Source organism: Bacillus sp. 123MFChir2, assembly GCF_000383235.1.
Taxonomy (GTDB): Bacteria; Bacillota; Bacilli; order Bacillales; family Bacillaceae_G; genus Bacillus_A.
Map to the genome: position 1 here is coordinate 16,082 of NZ_KB910939.1, position 17,560 is coordinate 33,641.

Below are 17,560 nucleotides of genomic sequence, written 5' to 3' on the forward strand. Positions count from 1 at the left end.
ATTTGTTCATTCTTGGTATGGAAATCCTCATTTTATCTCCCAAAAACATTAAATTTATGGGCTTGAATAATAATTACGGTTGCTGTAAGTAAGTATAAAAATAATCTAAATACACATATTCAAGCGGCTTTGCTTGCTTGATTTGCGGTGGTGCAACCGATGGGAAATTCGCTTTAATAACATTATTATCTCCCCCGTAAATCTGTTGGGAAATCAAAGCCGTCTTTCTTTTAGTTTGTTACAATATGTTCTACACACTGCGGTAAATGATCTAGCTTTGTTGTTAAAAAAGCAGGTTGCGTATGAAAAAGATGTAACTCCTCTAGCAAAACCCACTGAAATTCAAACTCTCGACCACCATCTTCTCTTATAAAAGAACCCGTTTTCGGAATAGAGCAATCTTCTAAATGAGTTTCATAGTAAAAGCCAATTTCATGAAATTCATGATTATCGTATGTAAAAAACTTCTCCACAACCCATATTAATCGTTTTACATTTGCATTCACTTCTAATTCTTCTTGAAGCTCTCTTTTAAGAGCAGACTCACTACTTTCAAGCATTTGAACTCGTCCGCCAGGTAAACACCAGTAGTCATCTCCCTTCCCGCGATGAAGAAGAACCTGTCCATTCTCTATACATACAGCTGCTACGCGATAATTAAAACGTTTCCCATCCTCTGTAAAAACAATATCCATCCCGATTCCTCCTCATATCTATCTGACAAATAAAAACCCGCAAATTCCATTATAAGAAATTTGTGGGTTTTTTTCTAATTATTCCGCAAATTTTTTGGCAATTTCTCTCGCTTGTTCAATTGCTTTTTCTTTAATACGCTCTGCTTCATTCGGCATTTGATTCATACCTTCTACAAAAACAGATTGCACATCTGTAATTCCAACAAAGCTCATAATGGCCCGCAGATAGCGATCTCCAAATTCCATTTCTTTTGCTGGTCCTTCTGAGTATATACCACCGCGTGCTTGAATATGAACGGTCTTTTTACCAGATAACAAACCAACAGGACCTTCTGCTGTATACTTGAATGTTTTTCCTGCAATACAAATTGTATCAATATATGCTTTCATAAGCGGTGGAAAACTAAAATTCCACATCGGTGTTACAAATACGTATTTATCCGCTTCTACAAATTGATCTGTTAATTTATTAATTGCAGCGACCTTACTTTGCTCTTCTGCAGAAAGATTTTCAAACGCTGTCCCTTGTTGTAGTTTTCCCCACCCACTAAATACATCCGCATCAATATACGGAATATTAGTTTTATATAAGTCAAGTTCAATAATTTCATCATTTGGAGCCCCGCTACGATATGCTTCTAAAAAAGCTTGTCCAACTGAAAGTCCATATGATTGATCTGGTGTTTTTGGATTTACAGTAATGTATAAAACTTTACTCAATTGCTATCTTTCCTTTCGTAATATAAATTCACCCCTCCTTATATTGCCTTTTATATTAATTTTTATTAAAAATTTCATATCGTTTTGCTGCTTACATCATTTATATATACTTTACAAATAACACTCGGCTTCCACCTTTTCCATCATAATTTGTATGTACAGACACTCCCTCTATTTCATCATCTCCTCTTTCAATTTCAAATCCTATTTCACGATGAAATTGAATAGATTTTTTGTTAACCGGAGATGTTATTGCTTTTACAACGTGACGACCGTTGGAACAAACTGCATCAAAAAAGAAAGAATACAATGCTGATGCAATCCCTTGTCTTCTAAATTTCGGATTCACACCGATAAAATGAACATACGCTTCATCTTCAAAAGTTTGTGAAAAAAATCCACATATAAACCCTGCAATTTCATTGTCTTTTTCAATAATAAAACTAGTTTCTTGAAAATGAATAAAAAAAAGTTTTGGCAGCATATCTGCCATCTGTCTCCCGCCCCACCAGTCATTCATAACAGAATGAATTGTCATATAATCCTCAGGTCTAATTTTTCTAACGTACATATGTCATACCCTCTCCTTTTCCATTAATGTTTATATATAAATACAGTTGACTTTTTAACTTCCAAATTCATTTTTGCAGATTCATATGAGATAATTGGATTAAAACAAATGAAATTAGGTGAAAAATATGTGCAAAAAGCCTACTTTTGGCGAGAAAAAGCAGCATATAGAATACACCATACGTCCAAGTTCTTATGCAATCATTTTTAATCAAGATATTAGTAAAATAGCCATTATCCAAAAAGGAGTAAGATATTTTTTACCTGGCGGCGGTATAGAAAATAATGAAACCACGTCTGTTGATTATCTAAATTCTACCAAAAAATGAATACAAAAAGAGAGATTCCTCTTGTACAATGTAAGTTACCATACCAACATTGACGAAACGAGGAATCTCTCATGAACAAGAATACCACGTCCCACACATTGATTCAAAACTTTCTTTCAGAAGCAGAGCTCCAGGCGATTTTAACGGAGTTCAACCACACCGAGACAGCCCGAAAACGCACGGTTTCTACTGTTATTTCTTATTTAATTAGTGCTGCGACAAATGAATGGAAAAGCTTGCGTCACGCAGCTGATGTTGGTCCGAGTGTTGGACTCATTTCCGTCGATCATTCATCATTGTCAAAGCACATGAAAGCGCTAGATTACGCCATTATGAAGCGTATCTTCGAAGTCATTGTTGGCAAGTTGAATCGTGCTACACGTCGAACACTAAAGATGCCGAGAACGCTTCTTTCAATTGATTCGACGACTATTACTGTCGGTAAAACACGCTTACCATGGGCCGTTTATCACGACGAACGTTCGGGCATAAAACTGCATGTCAGCTTCACAAACGAAACAGTGATGCCTCTTCAAATCGTTGAAACAACAGGGCTCAAACATGACGGTCCCATTGGCGTAAGGCTTGAGGATAAACGCTTTATCCTCGTTTGTGATCGTGCGTATTTTTCAATAGATAAAGTGGACCGCTACGTGACTGAAAAAGAAAAGCAACATTTTGTTATCCGATTAAAAGACAATGTTCAACTGAATCGCAAGAAATCACTAAAAGGCACATGTCCCACGGATTCAAACGTGACAGCTGAAGAAATCGCCGCTATGTACAAATCGCGTTGGTCCATAGAGTCCTTTTTCCGCTGGATTAAGCAGAATTTGAACGTTCCCGTGTTATTTGGCACGACGAAAAATGCGGTGTTCAATCAGTTGTTCGCAGCTATGATTGCCTACGTTTTACTAAAGTTTTTACATGTACAAGGAAATAAGAAAAACCCTCAAAAATCCCTATCATTCACAGGGTTTACACGCCTGTTTCTTTGTGACGTCCTGCCATTCGAGTGGAGGATTAGCATAAAAGAAACATTGAAATTTTATTGGTGTTTGAATCAATTGGAGATTGTATAATTTTGGTTAATCAACACGCGTGAGCACCTGCAATAGTTCTAATTAACAATTCATCTTCTTGCGATCTACCAACCTCTTCTTTTTTCCATTCAAAATGCTTTTTCCCGCATAGAACGAGCGAATGTTGTTCCATCTATCTCCCACCCTTTAATAACTCTGGCTCTCTACAATTAATCTCTTTTTCGGTTAAAAATTTCATCAAATTTATCTACTTTTTACTTTCTATTAACAGCATTCTTTTTTAATAAGTGCATACCATTTCGCATATGATACAGCTCGTATTCTCTTTGAAATCTACAGCAAATGAGGCTTCACCCGCTTAACTTACATTATATTACTATTTACCCATTTATTTCAATTTAAAAAATTGATACTTCTTTTATGAAATTATATCTACATTCCGAACACAAAAAAATGACCACACCTCTCACAATGTAGTCATTTCCAAACTAACTTACCTTCTTTAAATTAAATGCTGGCTTCTTCACTGTTCCTTTTTTCACAACATATAACCCAGCGAAAATTACAAATCCACCGAACAACTGCATAATATTTACTTGTTCCCCTATCGTTACCGCCGCAAATATGACAGCAAATAACGGTACAAGATACATATAAACCATTACTTTAGTTGAACCCATTTTACTAATTCCAACGTACCACATTCCAAGTCCAAAAATTGTGGCAAAAACAATAGAGTAACCTAATGATCCCCAGCTTAACATGTCAGTTGTCCATGTTAACGAGTCAACATTTATAAAGCAGTATATAACAAGCGGTACGATTCCTAACAAAGTCGACCAAGCAGTTACTCGCATCGCGGAATATTTCGTAATAAGCGGCTGCGCTAGAATTGGATACCAACCCCACGCAATTGACGCAACCAATCCAATTATATTTCCAAACCATGCGTATTCATATGTAGACTGATTTGTATTTCCTGTTAATAATACAAGTGCCGCTCCGCCAAATGATAGTAATGATCCGATTTGTATTTTTAGAGAAAAGCGTTCTTGTTTGTGTAATACCGCTAAAATCCCCGTAAAGATTGGGGACATTGCAATCAATAATGAAGCATTCGTCGCAGATGTATACTTTACGGAAAGCATAAACAGTGTTTGATATAAAGTAGTCCCCACAATACCTACCGCCAAAAGTCTAGGCCAGTCTTTTTTCTCGATACGTAATGAGCGTTCCATTTTAAAAGTTATAAGCAATAAAACCGGAGATGCCACTAAAAAACGCATACTATTAAATTGAACGGACGACATATATGCCACCCCATATTTTCCTATCGTATAATTCGCTCCCCATACTAACGCAACTAACATTAGGAGTACTTCCATTTGTCTTTGTTTCATCAATACCTCTCCTTCCATCATTTAGCATAGTAAAATTGGCCCAATGTAACACCATCCAATTGGCTGTTTTTTTACCCAACCAATTTGCTATAATGGTGAGAATGAGTGAACAAGGAGACGTTACGAATGAAATGGACATTAGATACTGATAGTAAAATCCCAATCTATCAACAAGTTGTTGATTATATTGAAAGACGTATTATGTATGGAGAGCTTCCACCTGGAAGTTTTCTTCCATCAGAACGCAAGCTAGCAGAGCAGCTTCATGTAAATCGAAGTACAATTACAACAGCCTATAATGAACTACGTGCAATGGGAATTGTTGAAAGTACAACCGGAAAAGGAACACGTGTAAGTACACATATGTGGGGTGTATCTCCAAAGTTCACACCAAATTGGAGAGGGTTTGTAGAGGGGGGAACATTTTTACCTAACTTACCGCTCCTTCGCTACATTCGTGAGCAAGTGCAGCAAAATGATAATATCATTGATTTTGCAAACGGGGAACTCGGATGCGATTTGTTCCCGCATCAACACTTGCAAGCAATTTTGCATGAACAACCGTTAACACAATCGTTAAGTTATGATCATCCACAAGGCTATCTTCCTTTACGACAAGCTGTATCTATATATATGAAAGAGCACTTACAAATTGATGCAACTGAACAGTCGATTATGATTACTTCCGGCGCCCAACAAGCACTGCATCTTATTGTCCAATGTTTATTAAACCCAGGTGATGCGGTAGCATTTGAAAGTCCATCGCATTGTTATTCCTTACCTCTTTTCCAATCGGCAGGTATTCGAATTTTCCCATTACCGGTTGATGAGCATGGGATTCACCCAGATGATGTATATGAGCTGCACAGAAAGCATCGGATTAAAATGATTTTCTTAAATCCAAATTACCAAAATCCAACCGGAACGCTTCTACATCCAAAAAGAAGAGAAGCTCTATTATCTTTATGTGCAGATTTACGTATTGCGATTGTTGAAGATGATCCATCTAGTTTATTAACATTAGAAAAGAAAGAACAAACATGTGCAACCTTAAAATCAATTGATACCAATGGAACGGTCATTTATGTTCATTCTTTATCCAAAATGATAGCACCAGGATTACGAATTGGCTGGCTCGTTGCTCCTCAATCCGTTGTTGAACGCTTATCAGATGCACGACATCAAATGGAATTAGGCTTAAGTATTTTCCCGCAATGGCTTATGCAGCAATTTTTTGAAACCGTTCCGTTTGAAACACATTTACAGCAACTACGCTCAAAGTTAGTACAAAAAAGAAATGTTTTAGTAGATGCACTGCAACACTCACTTCACGAAGAACTCTCATTCTCTATACCAAGAGGAGGAATTTATATATGGGGAAAATTACATCAACCTATCAATGAAAAACAGTTAATTATACAAAGTTTAAAACAACAAGTTTCTTTTATGCCCGGCAGTATTTTCGGTGCAAAAGATGGTTATATTCGTCTATCTTATGGAAAAGTAGATATAAACCTCATTGATGAAGGGGTCTCTCGTCTGCAACAGGCGATTCATTTGTCTCGTATATAAAAGGTTAATCTATCTCCTTTTTAAAATAAAATAGTTATTCAAAAGGATGGTATGAATTGTAATTTCACACCATCTTTTTATTTGTATGCTATATAATTAAAGAAAGAAATACCGGAATATTCTTTCATAAAAAAGAGCTGTATGCAGGAGGAGTTAATCAAATGTTAGGGTTACCCCATGGTGAAGTTTTTTTAGTTCCTTGGACTGAGGAATGGGAAGTCGAATTTTTAAAAGAGAAACAATTAAAAAGGGAGGCTATATGTAATCTTCATTACCTTAATTCCTGCTAAAATATGTACATACCATCCCATATATGACTTACCCTCATATTTTCTTCATTTCCTTCAAATTCTACCGCAAATGGTACCTCTCCGTTTTTCGTTAATTGATTTTGAACGATTCCATTCCCTAGCGGTTCGCAAAATTGAATTGTTATTTTTCCTAGAGAAAAACTTTGAGTTATTGCATTCCAGTTCTTATTTGTTTTCGGTGGACTCATTTCAATTTGCAGTAAATCTTTCCAGCGCTTGCTTATTTCATTTACATTTGCAACAGCGTAGAACACTGATTTCATTTCAATTATTTGATTGTTATGAAGCGGTATTACTCCTTTTTTCTGTAAATCATCCCTTCTTTTTTCATCCGATTCACTCCACTCAATGAAAAACGGAAATCTAGGACCTGCTTCTTCTTGTTCAATAAACAGCATTTTCCATTTCAAGAGTGTGCCGTCATCCCTCATCCGTGTCCCTTCCAATGGACCATTTATGTGAAATCCCTGTTCTATCAATCTCTCAGCAAGCACTTCCATATGTTCTGTGCGTAGCGCAATTTGAAGCATTCCTTCTCCTATATGCAACTTTTGAACAACTTGTTGAATAAGTGGATTATCCGATTGGTTTGCAATTTCTTGATTTTGCACCGCCAAAAACTCAATATACGCTAAATCGAAATAACATAAACTATTATGTGTCCCCCAGTTCGTATGTTCTCCTCCTTGTACTACATGAAATCCGTGTATTTTCATTTGATTAATTACCTCAGCTGGAGAGCATGAAACGACATGAACCAGATGATCAAACTGTAACATCTCCTCACCACCCTTACTTTTATCCTTTTAGTGTATTACTTTTCAATTGTTCCTTTCAATTTAAATTTTCTGAAAACTAACCAATTCATGCTTATCATATTGAAAAAAGTGAATTAGAGGACTAAAAGATAATTCAGGTTTAACACGATACTTCTTGAAATTAAGATAATCATTTTAAATAGATTTGTCGAAAATTATTATTCTGAATTCTCTATTAACTTAAAGGGATTTTTGAAGCGCGATGCGAAACCATTGTATAACCTTTTTTTATCAAAGGATTGCTTTATACATATTCTTTAGGAACGGGACGAATTTTGAAAGCGCTTTTCTAAAATAGCTATTTTTTCCCACAAAAAAATCCTTGCACTATTTTCAGAAAATCATTACAATTGCCATATATTAAAAATCATAGTAATAGAAAAATCCTCATCAATCCGATGAGGTAGAGGTTGCGACTTTTATTAGTAATCTAGACGAGACGCGGAGAACGTCAATAACTCTAGCTGAAAGGAAAAGTTGCCGAAGTTTATACTTCTTCTCTGGGAGTATATGCTGGGGCTGTTTTCGAATAGGAACAGAACTGTCACGTTTACAAAATTACCGTGTAAACGTGGGGCGCTATCTTAACGGAAGGTATGATGGGGTGGCTATTTTTGAATTGCTCCGCTAAAGTCCTTTGGCGGTTTTTTTAATTCCCCCCGCTCCTTCCTATCTTACAAGAAAAGGAGTGTTGAACATGAACGGCGCAACTACTAACGTTACCTCTACAGCTACAAATCAATCTGCACAAACAACTAACGAACTTCGACGCGGATTAAAATCTCGTCACCTTACGATGATTTCTCTCGGTGGTACAATCGGTACCGGACTATTTCTTGCTAGCGGTGGTGTCATTCATACAGCTGGCCCTGGTGGAGCTCTTATAGCATACGCTGCAATTGGAATTATGGTTTATTTTTTAATGACAAGCTTAGCTGAATTAGCAGCGTACATGCCTGTTGCTGGATCTTTCAGCACATATGCGACAAAATTTGTTGATCCATCGCTTGGATTCGCATTAGGTTGGAATTACTGGTATAACTGGGCAATCACGATTGCTGCTGAACTTGCAGCCGTAACATTAATTATGAAGTTTTGGTTCCCAAATACACCTTCCCTTCTTTGGAGTGGCATTTGCTTAGTCATTATGTTTCTTTTAAATTACTTATCTGTTAAAGGATTTGGTGAAGCTGAATATTGGTTCGCACTTATTAAAGTAGTTACCGTTATTATCTTTTTAATTGTTGGATTTATGATGATTTTTGGCATTATGGGTGGCGAGCCTGTTGGATTTAAAAACTTTACTGTTGCAGACGCACCATTTAACGGTGGTATTATGGCAATCATCGGCGTATTTATGGCGGCTGGTTTCTCATTTCAAGGAACTGAATTATTAGGTGTAGCTGCTGGTGAAACTGCCGATCCAGAGCGTAGTATTCCAAAAGCAATTCGCTCAATCTTTTGGCGTATTCTATTATTTTACATCTTTGCAATTCTTGTTATCGGTCTATTGATCCCTTATACAACTGATAGTCTTGCAGCAAGTGACGTAACAGTAAGTCCATTTACACTTATATTTGAAAAAGCAGGGGTTGCATTTGCTGCTTCTGTTATGAACGCCGTTATTTTAACTGCAGTTTTATCTGCCGGTAATTCAGGAATGTACGCATCAACTCGTATGCTTTGGGATTTAGCAAGACAAGGAAAAGCACCGAAATTTTTAGGGAAATTAAATAGTCGCGGCGTACCTGTTAACGCGTTAATCGCAACTTCAGTAGTTGGTTGTGTCGCTTTCCTAGCTTCCTTATTTGGCGACGGTGTAGTATATATTTGGTTATTAAATGCATCTGGAATGTCTGGATTTATTGCATGGGTCGGAATCGCTATTAGTCATTATCGTTTCCGAAAAGCATATATTGCACAAGGAAAAGATTTAAATGATTTACCGTATAAAGCAAAATGGTTCCCATTTGGTCCAATTTTCGCATTTGCACTTTGTATCATTGTCATTTTAGGGCAAAATTACGGAGCGTTTATGGGCGAGTCTATCGATTGGAACGGTGTACTTGTTTCCTATATCGGCCTACCTCTCTTCCTTGCGCTATGGTTAGGATATAAATTTACAAAGAAAACAAAAGTAATTCCTCTTGATAAAGTAGAACTTTAATCTAGTGGAGATTCTTCATCCCCTGCTAATTATCGGCTCTTACTGCCTGTTAATAAGTGATAAAGGTTAGCCAACACAATGGTGTTGGCTAACCTTTTATCTATTAAATCATTTCCAATAATCTTTCATTAAATCGATAGACCAATTTGCTTGTCTAATTTCATTCTTTGGAAGAAACTCCTTCATTACAGGTTTAATATCAATGATAGGTGTTCCATCAATTGCATCTAATCCTTTCACCACTAATTTCTTGCCAGTATGCTCTATTAATTCAACTGTAGTTATACCCAATTTATTCGGTCTATTTTTCCCTCTCTGCGAAAAAATTCCGACTTTCGGAAAATTAACATTATTCCTCGGATGCCTTGCTTCATAATGAATTTTATCATCAGATACTTTGTCAAAATAAAAAATTATTTCTAAGTGTGAAAAATCTTCTATTCCTTGTAATGCAGATTCATTTAATTCATCAGTTAGTTTGACTTCTGACACAACACTACCCCAATTATCATCTTTCATCTCTTTACGAGAATTATGAACATATGCAACTGGATTCATTATAATTTCCATGTAAATCCCTCCCGAAAGTTCTTTTTTCATTATATAAGAGATTTAACTATAAAAAAATTCAGTTTTTTTTAATTAGTTCAATAAGTTTTACTAATAATCTACTAAACCAAATACTTACCCAAAAATCCTTTCCATCAATAATTGATATTATCTCACTAATAGAGGGGCTTATTAAACTCAAATCATCTTTCTTACTATCGAAAGCACGAATATGTATGGCATTATATTTAGTAAAAATATTATTTTGAACTGCGCTCATATATATCCTCCTTTTGTTTATGGTTTATTACTAAAGAAACAATACTTTTTATATCGATTATTGAATTTTCAAAACACAGCACAAACAACGCATGGAAAAACGAAATGCGTTGTTTGTTTTATTTTATCCTTTTAGCACCAAATCAGCATGTTTGTCAGGAGCTTCCGTATTTACATAAAATTCTTCAGCTTTCCAATACCTATTTTCAAATTTCGCAATGTTCTTTTGAGTATCTTCACTTTCACGAAGAAACCTCATACTTCTTGGACAATCTAGATATATAACATAATCATAGAAGCTTCTCCACTCTTTTCGCTGAAGAAAAACACCTTCTATTATGATAACACATGCATTAGAAAGCTGAATTTCCTTCTTACTATGTGTGTCAGATTCATCATCATAAACAGGAAGAGCAAGATGGTTAGAGGATTTTAGTTTACTGAAAAAATTACGACTTAACCAATCCGTATCCCATTGTAAATTGTAATACTCATACCATTCCTCATTCCCTGTATTATAACGTTTTTCACGCTGGACAATATAATCATCTATGTGAAAGACATGAAACGAGATGTTCTTTTCTTTCATATTTTGACTAAGTTTTTCTACGAGTGTTGTTTTACCAGAACGGCTTAAGCCATCTATCCCTAAAATAAACCGATCCCCTTTGTTGATATTCTTAATTATGTCCAGTAAAATTCTTTCATTCTCCTCCAAGCTACTCTCCCCTTTGAAAACAATCTCTTTGTTAGTAACAGCGGTGGAACTTTAAAGAGATACAAACATATACGATTTACATTAGCATGTAATTACTCCGTCTTTTCATTATCTGCTAATATTCCCTTCACAAATTCCCCAATTGTTTCATGAAATACATAATCAAAATATTGTTCTTGTCCTGTTTGTTCATTATTAACAAGTATTGTTGTTGCTCCTATTTCTCGCTTTACTATTTGCGGAAAGGATGCCACAGGCTGTACTTTCAACGACGTTCCCATCACAATTAATACATCCGTTTCATATAACCTTTCAATTGCCTTTTGAAATTGCGGTAATGTATCTCCATATAACACAACATCTGGATTCAAAATGAAATTACACTTTTCACAGCGCGGCACTTTATGTTCAATCATATATTGTAAGTTGTATTGCACACGGCATTTCGGACAATGAGCAGATTGAAGCGTACCATGCAAATTAATAACACGTGTACTCCCGCTCAATTGATGAAGGCCATCAATATTTTGTGTTAACACTACAATATCTTTTCCCGCCTGCTCTAACTGCGCAAGAAACGCATGTCCTTCATTCGGTTTATATTGATGGAATGTATCAATTTGAAAAATTACTTTATAATGTTTCCAAAATTCTTTTGGATTTCGATTATAATATCCTCTTGATAAATACATTTCTACCTTTGCATCTGCATACAAACCATTTGCTGATCGAAAGTCTGGAATTCCACTCTCTGTACTTGCACCTGCTCCGGTTAACACTGTAATTTTCTTGGCATTGTTAATAATAGAACACACTTCTCCATAATGCTGCACAACATTCACCTCTATGTATCATTCTTTTTACATTATAACAGGCATTCATAATAACTTGGAAATATTTCCTTACTAAGTTTTGTCAGCTAATTCTTAAATTTTGGTTGCACATCCTCAAGATAAAAATAAAAAAGAATCAAAACTCAAAATGAGTTTTGATCCCTTCCAAAAACGATTATAGTGCCCTAGCATGCTGCAATGGCCAAAATATCGCTGAACCTTTCCCAACAATTTGTTCTTCAGAGACAAATCCAAATGCTCGGCTATCTTTAGATACTTGACGATTATCCCCTAGTACAAATACAGAACCTTCTGGAACAGTTTTCTTCCCTGTTATCCCTTCTAATGTAAAATCAGGAGTTAATACCTCTCCAGATATCTGCTTTTTATATTCATCTAAATATGGTTCAGTAACTGCTTTACCGTTTACATATAAAATATCGTGTTTATATTCGATTGTGTCTCCTGGTAACCCAATTACTCGTTTCACTAAATCATGACCTTCATTCCCATGAAAAACGATAATTTCAAAACGATCTAACCCTTGTATACTATAGCCAATTTTATTTACAACCATTCTCTCATTGTTTTCTAGCGTTGGCATCATAGATTCTCCTTGCACAAGCGATGGTGTAAATAAAAATGCCCGACAAACAAATGCAATAATTAAAGCTAAAGCAATACTTTTAACCCATGACATAATCTCACTCTTTTTCATCTATTCCCTATCTCCTTTAAGAACTATATAAATGCAAATTTAAAAAACGACATAATAACCCCTTGCTTTTTTGGGAAGGACGAGAGCGTCTAGCCATGCATAGTAGCGGTCAGGGCCTTTCCCTGCCACATGCGAGGTTAACAACAAAAGGAGCAGGCAAGTAGCGGCTTTATTTCATTCTGCATAACCGCGACTTAATGTCGAAAAATTAAAATGAATTTATATAGTCAGTTTTGCAATTTCTTGTATATTTTGAACAATAACTTCACCAAAGTACGATTTTCCTTCTCTCACCGCTGTACCTACGTGAGTTTGTGTAATCCCTGTATCATTCAATAATTGTTGTACATTCTCTTTCGTCACACCACCGCCACGCTCAATCCGTTTGGCATCTTCTAAACATGTTGCGATGACTTCTAGCATTTGTTAACTCCCTTTTGTACATTGTCCATTTTTATTATATACGAAAAAGGAAAGTAGTACCTATTTTTTAACATCAAAATCTTGCAAAGCATGTTGTGCTAATAGCGAAATTGTCATATCATCCATTGGAGGATTATGAAGACCAGCGCGTACATGCAAATAATAACGGTGTAATGGATTTTTTTCAGATAAACTCCTTGCTCCGACGATACGCATCGCCTTATCCACAATAGAAATCGCAGCATTTGTCACCGTATACTTCACAGCTGCCATCTCGGCTTGCATACACTGTTTATCTTCTTCATAGCGCTTTGCAACACTATATAAAAAAGAACGAGCTTGCATCATCTCTAATTCTATTTCTCCTATTAATCTTTGCACATTTGGCACCATCGCTATCGGAGCCTTCAAACTATTTGGTTGATATGTTGCAGCAAATTGCAAAGCATACCGCCGTGCCGCCTCTGCAATTCCGAGATAACAAGCTGGAATGTGCAAAAGCCACCCTCTTCTCTTTTCTGTACTACGCGGTGAAATTTCCTCAACAAAATATTTATATGGAACTGCTACTTGTTCTAAAATCAAATCATGGCTTGCTGTACCTCGCATAGCTACACAATCCCATGTTTCTTCAATTGAGACACCCTCTGTAGTACGTGGAACAAGAAATTCTCCTATTTCTTCTGTCCCTTCGATAGATGCAGAAACTAAAAAATAATCTAATACTGGTGCCATTGTTGTAAATGTTTTTCTTCCAGAAATAATCCAATTATCTCCTTTTCGTACCGCTGTTGTCTCTAGTTTTCCTCCTCTTGTCGGACTCCCTGTGTTTCGTTCCGTGGCCGCTCGATTTATAAGCGCTCCGTTCTTCACCTGCTTACAAAGCCAAGAAAACAATTTTTTATCCCATGAACGATTTTCAGAAAGTTCATGTATAATCCCAAGATGCCACCCCATACATAGTGCCGTCGCACCATCACCCTGTGCAATATATTCTTGAAATAATAAAAGATCATACAAGGACATTCCTAAACCACCTTCGTCCTTCGGAACTGTCCAGGATGTATACCCAATTCCTTTTAAATCTTTTACATTTTCAAAAGGAAATGAATACAATTTATCTAACTGCTGCTCTCTGTTTGAAAATAGAGTGATATATGGTTGTAATTCACTAAGCCGCTTTTTTTGCTCTTTCGTTCTTACAAAATCCATTTCATCAACCCTTTCCACGTCATCCTAAAATTATATGCATACAATTCCCTTTAGTTATTACACAACAAAAATTTCGTTTATAGATTTTTCCCTTTACTTATTCTTTTCCCCAAACATATTAATCTACATCTCAATTATCCCGCTGTTCCGACAGGAAAACAGTGTTTTGAACAAAAAAGATATCCTAAAACATTGGGATATCTCCTTTATTCATCACCCTTCAAAGACTTAGCAGGTAAGGATGCAACATAACCAATATAAGAACATAACTCTTTAAAAAAGAACGGTAACTCTGTGTCTAGGCTGCGATAAGCAGACGTTGGTGTTGGTGAAGAATAGGCATCCATACCGAGGTGCTTAGCAATTTGCATTGCTCGTTTCATATGAAGCGGATCACTTACAACTGTATACGTTTGTATGCCATGTTCTTTTCCAATCTGAAGGGCATTTTTTAAATTCTCTTCTGTAAAACGCGACTCCGTTTCAATTAAAATATCTTCATCCTTCACACCCTGCTTTAATGCATATATTTTTGACGTACGTGCTTCTTCTAATTCTGTTTCAAACTTCGTACCACCTGTAAAAATAATTTTTTTAACACTTCCATTTTGATAAAGAGAAATGGCATGATTAATTCTCTCACGAAGTACCGGTGACGGTTTTCCATTCCAAGAAGCCGCACCTAACACAACTGCCGCATCTGTATCAACTTGCTCTGTCTTAGAACGATAATGCCAAATATCATACGCCGCATAACCGACAAATACAATAATGGAACCAAGTATGAATAAGAGTGCCTGCACCACTCTTACTTTTATACTTCTTTTTTTCTTCATAAACTTATAGCCCCCGTATTTCATACATACTTTATATAAAAATTCGCTTAATCAAATAATCGGTCAATTTGTTTTTTGAATTCATTTGAAAGAAGGTAGTTTTCTTAATAGCAGCTCTATAAAAGAGGTTTTTATGTCGTTCTTTTAACTTATACATAAGTAGTCTATTTACAATAACAATTTATATTTCTCTCAAACTCTCAACTTCTATATTGTAGCGAATTTTTCTGCATAATGGAATCATGAAACAAAAGTATATAAAATACGTAATCATTTTGTAAGAAAAAAATGCCCCTTAGCATACTAGGAGACATTTCTGTTAAACTATTATTTTAAAATCCAATATTTCATACGCTCTTCCTGTAACACACAACAAAAACCGGATTTTTCTAACACCCTCGCAGAAGCAGTATTACTTGTTAAACATTCCGCTTTAATCGTAGTTACATTTTGTTGATTTAATAACCACTCCACAAGACCTTTTACCATCTCTGTAGCATATCCTTTTCCTTGATAATCCGGAACAATACTATAGCCTATTTCAACAATCCCATTTACATCTGGACCACCTTTGCAACCCATATCACCAATAATTGTATGATCCTCTTTATGAATAATAAGACCACTCCACTGGCTACTTTCTGGATTTTCTTGTAGTCGCTCTGCTATCCACGGTAAAATTTCTGCATAATCAGGCATAGGCCATTGCTTAGAAACTTTATAAGGAACTATTTTCGGAAGTTCCTCATTCCCTTGTATTGTAGCCTCTACTAATTCTAATGTGAATGAAATCATTTTTAAACGTTCGGTTTCTATATACGGCATATTTATCCCCCTCTACCAATAACACTTTAATTTATTTTCTAATTGTTCTTTTACACTTGACCAATCTTCTGAAATAATACTATATACAACCGCATCCCTCACATATCCATTTGGAAGTTGGCGTTCATTTCGCATTATCCCTTCTTTAACGGCTCCAAGTCTTTCAATTGCTCGCTGTGACTTTTCATTACGAGCATCCGTTTTAATTTGGACACGCAACATTCCTAGCTCTTCAAATGCATAACGAAGCATCATATATTTGCACTCTGTATTTACACTTGTACGTTGCACGGTTGGACTGTACCAAGTATGGCCAAGCTCTGTTGTTTTGCAATCCTTTGAAATATTGTATAGCCGCGTCGTTCCCACAATTTCATTTGTTGTTTGATCAATTACAGTAAACGGCAGGTCAACTCCATTTTTATACTTTTCTATCGATTCTTCAACTAACATTTCCATGTCTTCCAAACAATCCATTTTCGCTATTAAATATGTCCAAATATCTGGGTGTTTTTCAATAATGGCGTACAATGGTCCTACATCACTTATAGATAATAATTGCAATTTTGCTCGATTATATATAAATTCCATAAAATAGTCCTCTTTTCTTTCCATCTCTATTATATAATAATATTAATTATATAAATTTTCAAAAATATCTAATTAAAGAAACTTAGGGGAATATATTTTGAAACGCTATTTTATCAACAATGGGAAAACAGATGTACATATTACAGAATAGGGCAATGAAAATAACCCTGTAATCTTTTGTTTACACGGACTAGGTAGCACTAGCCTGAGCTTTATCGAAATTGCTGAAGAGCTCAAAGGAGAATACAGATTGATTGCAATTGATGCGCCTGGGCACGGTAAAACTTCTCCCTTTGAACAAGCTGAAGAATACGAAATGCCTCGTTTGACAACGTGGCTAAACAATTTATTGAATCATCTTGAGATTAATCAATTTTATTTTTTATCACACTCATGGGAAAGTTTTGTATCTTTGTTTTATTTAGCGGAATATCCAGAAAGAGTAAAGGGTTCCATTCTTATTGATGGTGGCTATCAAACGAAAAGCCTTAAGGAACAAACTATGGAAGAAGAAGTCGCTTACCATGAAAAAGATTTTGAGGAATATGTATTTGATGATTGGAAAGGTTTCTTCAAAAGTGAAAAAGAGGCATATACAAGGTGGTCTCCACTCATAGAAATGGCAGTAAAGGATCTTGGCCTAGAAAAGAACAATAAAATATATTGGCACGCAAGAGGCGTAACAGGTGGAAATATTGTGAAAGCGATGCATAAACACGAAACAGTAGATATTTATGGAAACCTCCCAACTAATATTATTTTACTCAGAGCTACATTACCGAGCAGCATGGATGAATATCGAGCTGAGACAGCTAACATTTTTGAGCAGAAAACAAGCGGAACAGTAAAACGAATTCCTAATACTACTCACATGCTACATTGGGATAATCCAGGGGTTGTAGTAGAGGAGATAAGGAAGAATTGGTCTTGCTCCTAGTGAATTCCCCCACT

19 protein-coding genes, 4 pseudogenes and 1 riboswitch are annotated in these 17,560 nt (G+C 35.8%); of the genes and pseudogenes, 6 read left to right on the forward strand and 17 right to left on the reverse strand.

Going from position 1 to position 17,560, the window contains the following annotated elements; all coding sequences use genetic code 11:
• Nucleotides 1-73 precede the first annotated feature (73 nt).
• The 4 genes from H280_RS25715 to H280_RS0110505 all read right to left on the reverse strand — a co-directional run bounded on the left by H280_RS25715 (nt 74) and on the right by H280_RS0110505 (nt 1,986).
• Nucleotides 74-217 carry a hypothetical protein gene (locus H280_RS25715; protein WP_020061077.1) on the reverse strand — a complete coding sequence of 48 codons (144 nt, stop codon included), beginning with the start codon at nt 215-217 and terminating at the stop codon, nt 74-76.
• 13 nt (nt 218-230) lie between these two features.
• Nucleotides 231-695: an NUDIX hydrolase gene (locus tag H280_RS0110495; protein WP_020061078.1), complete on the reverse strand. Its 465-nt coding sequence runs from the start codon at nt 693-695 to the stop codon at nt 231-233.
• A gap of 78 nt (nt 696-773) precedes the next feature.
• The gene (locus H280_RS0110500) at nt 774-1,415 is read right to left on the reverse strand and encodes an FMN-dependent NADH-azoreductase (protein WP_020061079.1); all 642 of its coding nucleotides are present in this window, start codon (nt 1,413-1,415) and stop codon (nt 774-776) included.
• Between the two features lie 100 nt (nt 1,416-1,515).
• Nucleotides 1,516-1,986, reverse strand: coding sequence for a GNAT family N-acetyltransferase (locus tag H280_RS0110505; RefSeq protein WP_020061080.1), 471 nt, complete (start codon nt 1,984-1,986; stop codon nt 1,516-1,518).
• 127 nt (nt 1,987-2,113) lie between these two features.
• Between H280_RS0110505 and H280_RS23455 the strand changes: the two are divergent.
• Nucleotides 2,114-2,278 (forward strand): annotated as a pseudogene (locus H280_RS23455) (NUDIX hydrolase); the annotation flags it as partial.
• Nucleotides 2,279-2,385: 107 nt separating this feature from the next.
• Entirely contained in the window at nt 2,386-3,396 is a 1,011-nt protein-coding gene (locus H280_RS23460) for an IS4 family transposase (protein ID WP_020061082.1), read from the forward strand.
• Between the two features lie 10 nt (nt 3,397-3,406).
• On the opposite strand, the gene H280_RS26740 is transcribed toward H280_RS23460, so the two are convergent.
• Nucleotides 3,407-3,529, reverse strand: coding sequence for a hypothetical protein (locus H280_RS26740; RefSeq protein ID WP_020061083.1), 123 nt, complete (start codon nt 3,527-3,529; stop codon nt 3,407-3,409).
• A gap of 316 nt (nt 3,530-3,845) precedes the next feature.
• The gene (locus H280_RS0110525; RefSeq protein ID WP_020061084.1) at nt 3,846-4,757 is read right to left on the reverse strand and encodes a DMT family transporter; all 912 of its coding nucleotides are present in this window, start codon (nt 4,755-4,757) and stop codon (nt 3,846-3,848) included.
• A gap of 126 nt (nt 4,758-4,883) precedes the next feature.
• Between H280_RS0110525 and pdxR the strand changes: the two genes are divergently transcribed.
• Both pdxR and H280_RS25720 read left to right on the forward strand, forming a co-directional pair.
• Nucleotides 4,884-6,329, forward strand: coding sequence for a MocR-like pyridoxine biosynthesis transcription factor PdxR (gene pdxR / locus H280_RS0110530; protein ID WP_020061085.1), 1,446 nt, complete (start codon nt 4,884-4,886; stop codon nt 6,327-6,329).
• Nucleotides 6,330-6,466: 137 nt separating this feature from the next.
• A pseudogene (locus H280_RS25720) lies at nt 6,467-6,589 on the forward strand (GrpB family protein); the annotation flags it as partial.
• Between the two features lie 26 nt (nt 6,590-6,615).
• On the opposite strand, the gene H280_RS0110540 reads toward H280_RS25720, so the two are convergent.
• Nucleotides 6,616-7,419, reverse strand: a complete 804-nt coding sequence (locus tag H280_RS0110540) for a VOC family protein (RefSeq protein WP_020061087.1) — start codon at nt 7,417-7,419, stop codon at nt 6,616-6,618.
• A 435-nt stretch (nt 7,420-7,854) separates the two neighbouring features.
• A riboswitch (Lysine riboswitch) is annotated at nt 7,855-8,048 on the forward strand.
• A gap of 107 nt (nt 8,049-8,155) precedes the next feature.
• On the opposite strand from H280_RS0110540, the gene H280_RS0110545 reads away from it, so the two are divergent.
• Nucleotides 8,156-9,625 carry an amino acid permease gene (locus H280_RS0110545; protein WP_020061088.1) on the forward strand — a complete coding sequence of 490 codons (1,470 nt, stop codon included), beginning with the start codon at nt 8,156-8,158 and terminating at the stop codon, nt 9,623-9,625.
• A gap of 108 nt (nt 9,626-9,733) precedes the next feature.
• Here the strand turns inward: H280_RS0110545 and tsaA are convergent, their stop codons facing one another.
• From tsaA to H280_RS0110595, 10 genes and pseudogenes are all read right to left on the reverse strand, one after another.
• A complete protein-coding gene (gene tsaA / locus H280_RS0110550) occupies nt 9,734-10,195 on the reverse strand; it encodes a tRNA (N6-threonylcarbamoyladenosine(37)-N6)-methyltransferase TrmO (RefSeq protein ID WP_020061089.1) in 462 nt (153 codons plus the stop codon).
• Nucleotides 10,196-10,253: 58 nt separating this feature from the next.
• Nucleotides 10,254-10,454, reverse strand: coding sequence for a hypothetical protein (locus H280_RS0110555; RefSeq protein WP_020061090.1), 201 nt, complete (start codon nt 10,452-10,454; stop codon nt 10,254-10,256).
• Between the two features lie 123 nt (nt 10,455-10,577).
• Nucleotides 10,578-11,171, reverse strand: coding sequence for a kinase (locus tag H280_RS0110560; RefSeq protein ID WP_020061091.1), 594 nt, complete (start codon nt 11,169-11,171; stop codon nt 10,578-10,580).
• Nucleotides 11,172-11,263: 92 nt separating this feature from the next.
• On the reverse strand, nt 11,264-12,004 hold the full coding sequence (locus tag H280_RS0110565) for an NAD-dependent protein deacylase (RefSeq protein WP_020061092.1): 741 nt from the start codon (nt 12,002-12,004) through the stop codon (nt 11,264-11,266).
• A 175-nt stretch (nt 12,005-12,179) separates the two neighbouring features.
• Complete coding sequence (lepB, locus tag H280_RS0110570) at nt 12,180-12,722, reverse strand: signal peptidase I (protein ID WP_020061093.1); 543 nt, start codon at nt 12,720-12,722, stop codon at nt 12,180-12,182.
• 219 nt (nt 12,723-12,941) lie between these two features.
• A pseudogene (locus tag H280_RS0110575) lies at nt 12,942-13,094 on the reverse strand (copper homeostasis protein CutC); the annotation flags it as partial.
• 111 nt (nt 13,095-13,205) lie between these two features.
• Complete coding sequence (locus H280_RS0110580) at nt 13,206-14,357, reverse strand: acyl-CoA dehydrogenase family protein (protein WP_020061095.1); 1,152 nt, start codon at nt 14,355-14,357, stop codon at nt 13,206-13,208.
• Nucleotides 14,358-14,563: 206 nt separating this feature from the next.
• Entirely contained in the window at nt 14,564-15,193 is a 630-nt protein-coding gene (locus tag H280_RS0110585) for a YdcF family protein (RefSeq protein ID WP_020061096.1), read from the reverse strand.
• A gap of 327 nt (nt 15,194-15,520) precedes the next feature.
• Entirely contained in the window at nt 15,521-16,018 is a 498-nt protein-coding gene (locus H280_RS0110590) for a GNAT family N-acetyltransferase (protein WP_020061097.1), read from the reverse strand.
• 12 nt (nt 16,019-16,030) lie between these two features.
• On the reverse strand, nt 16,031-16,609 hold the full coding sequence (locus H280_RS0110595) for a GNAT family N-acetyltransferase (protein ID WP_020061098.1): 579 nt from the start codon (nt 16,607-16,609) through the stop codon (nt 16,031-16,033).
• 97 nt (nt 16,610-16,706) lie between these two features.
• Here H280_RS0110595 and H280_RS23465 point away from each other — a divergent pair.
• Nucleotides 16,707-17,546 (forward strand): annotated as a pseudogene (locus H280_RS23465) (alpha/beta hydrolase).
• Nucleotides 17,547-17,560: the final 14 nt, after the last annotated feature.